We start from the raw sequence: 3,665 nt of genomic DNA on the forward strand, positions 1-3,665 counted from the left end.
GTGCCAGCGCGAACGCCCGCCAGATCCGCGAGATCGCGGACTGGGACATGCCCGTGGCCCCGGCCATCGACCTGGTCGACCAACGGGTGGCGTTCTTGGGCTTCTCCTTGAGTGTCTTGACGATGACCCGCTAGACCCGCGTCGGTGATCTTCCTTGGGACGCCGGGCCGCAACACGTCGGACAGGCCGTCCAGGCCCCGTTCGAGGAAGCGCCGCCGCCAGGTGCGAACCATGTCCGGAGTGACCCGCAGCCGACGGGACACCTCTATGACCGAGTGCCCGTCGGCACACTCCAGCACGATCCGCGACCGCTGGCCCAGCGCCTGAGCCGTCGTGCGGCGACGCACCCAGCCCTCCAGCACGGCCCGCTGGGCATCGGTCACCGACAACGGAAGTGACACGCCCATGGAGGTGAGAGTAAGTTCGGGGGCTTGTCGGTGAGCGCGTTTACGAGATACCGGTAGGCAGTCGCCATGGTTGTGCGCTCGTCTGCTGGGGGGGTGCCACCTCGCTGTTGGTCGCCGGTATGGGGGAAGGAGCAGTGAGGGTCTCCGGAGCAAGCCGCACGGGGAGCACGTCCGGCCAGGTGAGGGCCACCGCTCCCCAGGTAAGGCCACCACCGAACGCTGTGAACACACTGCGCGTCCCCGGAGGTACAAGGCGACGTGCCGCTGTGTCGGCGAGGGCCAGAGGGATGGATGCGGCGGCCGTGTTGCCAACCTCCGCGATGTTTCCGAATCGGTATGAGGCAGGGACACCAAGACGGTCTGCGACCGCATCGAGGATGCGCTGGTTGGCCTGGTGCCCGATGAAGGCTTCTACCGAATCAGGCGGCCAGCCGGCCTGGTCGAGCACGACCCGCGACGAGGTGGTCATCCACCGCACGGCCTGCTGGTACACCTCGCGGCCTCGCATGCGGAAGTATCGGTCCTCCCGGGGTGCGTCACCGGCTGCGGCTGCGCGCGGGCGACGTGAGCCGCCTGCGGCCACGGTGATCAGGTCGACACCAGCACCATCGCTGCCCAAGGTGGCCGCGTGGATGGCTCCCGCCTCGCGACGGTCCCCGCCGCGTAGCAGTACCGCCCCTGCTCCGTCGCCGAAGATCACTGCGGTGTCCCGGTCCTGGGGGTCGATGATCGACGAATACACCTCGGCACCGATAATCAGCGGTCGTCGGCATGCCCCACTCGTCACCAGGGCCTTCGCCAGTGCCAACCCGTAAAGGAATCCGGAGCACACAGCCGAGATGTCCAGCGCGGGTACGTTGCCGAGCCCGAGTCGATGGGCTACTTCCGGGGCGGTCGCGGGACATGGCCGATCTGGTGTAGTGGTCGCCAGCAGTACGAAGTCGGCGTCCGCACCCGCCGACTTCATTGCGGCTCGCCCGGCACCTACCGCCAGATCGCCCGTGCCGGTGTCCGGCATGACCATCCTGCGCCGCTGGATACCGGTACGGGAACGGATCCAGGCATCGGATGTCTCCAGACGCGCCGCAAACTCGTCGTTGCCGACCACCCGCTCCGGAACACAAGCGCCGACACCACACATAACAGCTGTCTGAGTCACCATCATCGTTGCCCTTCCCGGGTTGTTGATTGCTTCGAAGCCACAACCGTCGGCGAATGGCAAGGCTATGGCCGTGTACCAGTGCTCCACTCCGTCGTAGACGGTTTTTCCAGAGGCGAGGATGGTCCGACAATCCGCCTGTGCCGCGGCAGTCGACATACAGGGATAAGACGAAACGGGTTGCATGCCCGCTGAAGCGCGGTCTGTGGACAGGGAAAGTACAGCGGCCAGCTAGCCACGCTGTACAGAGGCCCGAGGTCGTACCCACGGCGCATGCAATGCAACATTGCGCATTTGTGAAATGCAGGTGGGGCGTCCGGTTCCGCCGTGACTCCAGGAGGGACACTTCGCCGATGCGGAGCGGGCACGGCTGCGGCTGTTTCCGCTGGTCAGCAACGGCTCCGTTGGTCGGTGGCAGAATTATTAACAGGTGATCGACGGGATTCTGTACCGCGTGCGGGGCGGCGTGATCTGCCACAAGTGGTTTGGCTGTGGAGATGATTTGCGAACGCCGCGGCCCCGCGGCCGCACAAAGCTGCCAGATCGGCGTCTCCGCCCGAGGCCGGGCCTCCATGTCGCGGAACCCAGCGCCGAAACGGACGTGCAGTCGCACCGCGGGCATGATCACCCCGGCGGGAAGCGGGCCTGTAAGAGGGCCGCTGGCCTTCGGGCCCGGCATACTGTTTCCCTGGGAATGTGGCCGGTCCGGGAGGACCGGGTGTGGCTGATGGCTGTTTTCCGTTGATGGCTCGGGAGGAATGGCCGCCCGGTCCTCCGGGACGCTCCGACTACTGATTGAGAGCTGCGGGCATCGCTGGTTAGGGGCCTGTTGGCGGAGTGTTCCCCGGGCTGTGCAGCGGCTGGTCCTGGAGGAACGGAGCGGCGGGTTTGAGCAGATCTCATGAGCGGATATGGGTCGCCATCGACGTCGGCAAGGGTCATCACTGGGCGGTGGCAGTCGACGCCTAAGGGCAGACGCTGTTCTCGACGAAGGTGATCAACGACGAGTCGCAGATCCTGACGCTCATCGACACGGCCAGAGAGAAGGCCGACGAGGTGCGGTGGGCGGTGGACATCTCCGGCCGTGCTTCCACGTTGCTTCTGACCTTGCTGATCGCCCACGGCCAGCAGCTGGTCTACGTTCCCGGACGGACGGTCAACCGCATGTCCGGCGCCTACCGGGGCGAGGGCAAGACCGATGCGAAAGACGCCCGCGTCATCGCCGATCAGGCCCGCATGCGCCGGGACTTCACCCCGCTGAGCACACCGCCGGAGCTGGTCTCCACCCTTCAGCTGCTGACCATTACCGGGCCGACCTGATCGCTGACCGGGTGCGGCCGATCAACCGGCTCCGCGATCTGCTGGTGGACATCTGCCCCACCCTTAAGCGGGCCTTCGACTACTCCCCGGCCAAGGGCCCCATCGTCATGCTGACCGAGTACCAGACCCCAGCCGCCCAGCGCCGCACCGGCGTCAAACGGCTGACCACCTGGCTGGAGCGTCGCAAGGTTCGCAGCGCCGGGGACGTCGCGGCCAGGGCGGTCGGGGCTGCCCAGTCCCAGATGACCGCGCTGCCCGGCGACAAGCGGGCCGCCAGGCTCGTCGGCGACCTCGCCCACCAGCGTCCTCGGCGCCGAAGCGCGTCGGATGGCCCGGTTCACCCAGTTCACGGTGGCGGCCGCGCGCAGGCCGTCCATGATACTGGCCTGGGCCCTGGCAGCTGGGATGCGGCCCGAGTTGGTGGTGGTGGGCACCGCGCCCCCTGGCCGTCCTCGTCACGCCGGGCAACGTCAACGACTCCACCGCCTTCGACGCGGTCCTGGACGCGGTGAGAGTGCCCCGAGCCGGCGTCGGTCGGCCGCGCCGCAGGCCCGACGCGGTCATCGCCGACAAAGCGTATGCGTCGCGGGCGATCCGCCAGACGCTGTGGCGACGGGGCATCCGAGCCGTCATCCCCGAACGGGCGGACCAGAAGGCCAACCGGACGCGGCGCGGCCGAGCCGACGGCAGACCACCGACCTTCGACCGCGACCTCTACAAGGCCCGCAACGTCGTCGAACGCTGCTTCAACCGCCTCAAGCAGTTCCGCGCGATCGCCA

The 3,665-nt window shown here is 67.5% G+C and carries 2 protein-coding genes and 2 pseudogenes; 2 read left to right on the forward strand and 2 right to left on the reverse strand.

Annotated features, from left to right (window positions below; all coding sequences use genetic code 11):
• Both ACZ7GZ_RS42610 and ACZ7GZ_RS42615 read right to left on the reverse strand, forming a co-directional pair.
• Positions 1 to 407 (reverse strand): helix-turn-helix domain-containing protein (locus ACZ7GZ_RS42610; protein WP_471033177.1); only part of this gene is annotated, 407 nt, incomplete at its 3' end.
• A gap of 40 nt (positions 408 to 447) precedes the next feature.
• On the reverse strand, positions 448 to 1,725 hold the full coding sequence (locus ACZ7GZ_RS42615) for a beta-ketoacyl-ACP synthase III (RefSeq protein ID WP_471033179.1): 1,278 nt from the start codon (positions 1,723 to 1,725) through the stop codon (positions 448 to 450).
• A gap of 729 nt (positions 1,726 to 2,454) precedes the next feature.
• On the opposite strand from ACZ7GZ_RS42615, the pseudogene ACZ7GZ_RS42620 reads away from it, so the two are divergent.
• Together ACZ7GZ_RS42620 and ACZ7GZ_RS42625 are read left to right on the forward strand one after the other, a co-directional pair.
• Positions 2,455 to 3,188 (forward strand): annotated as a pseudogene (locus ACZ7GZ_RS42620) (IS110 family transposase); the annotation flags it as partial.
• A gap of 137 nt (positions 3,189 to 3,325) precedes the next feature.
• Positions 3,326 to 3,665 (forward strand): annotated as a pseudogene (locus ACZ7GZ_RS42625) (transposase); the annotation flags it as partial.

The organism is Streptomyces sp. NPDC037288, assembly GCF_055603265.1.

Coding starts and splice junctions, on each gene's coding strand:
- ACZ7GZ_RS42615 (WP_471033179.1), bottom strand. CDS start 1,725: ATGTCGACTGCCGCGGCACAGGCGGATTGTCGGACCATCCTCGCCTCT.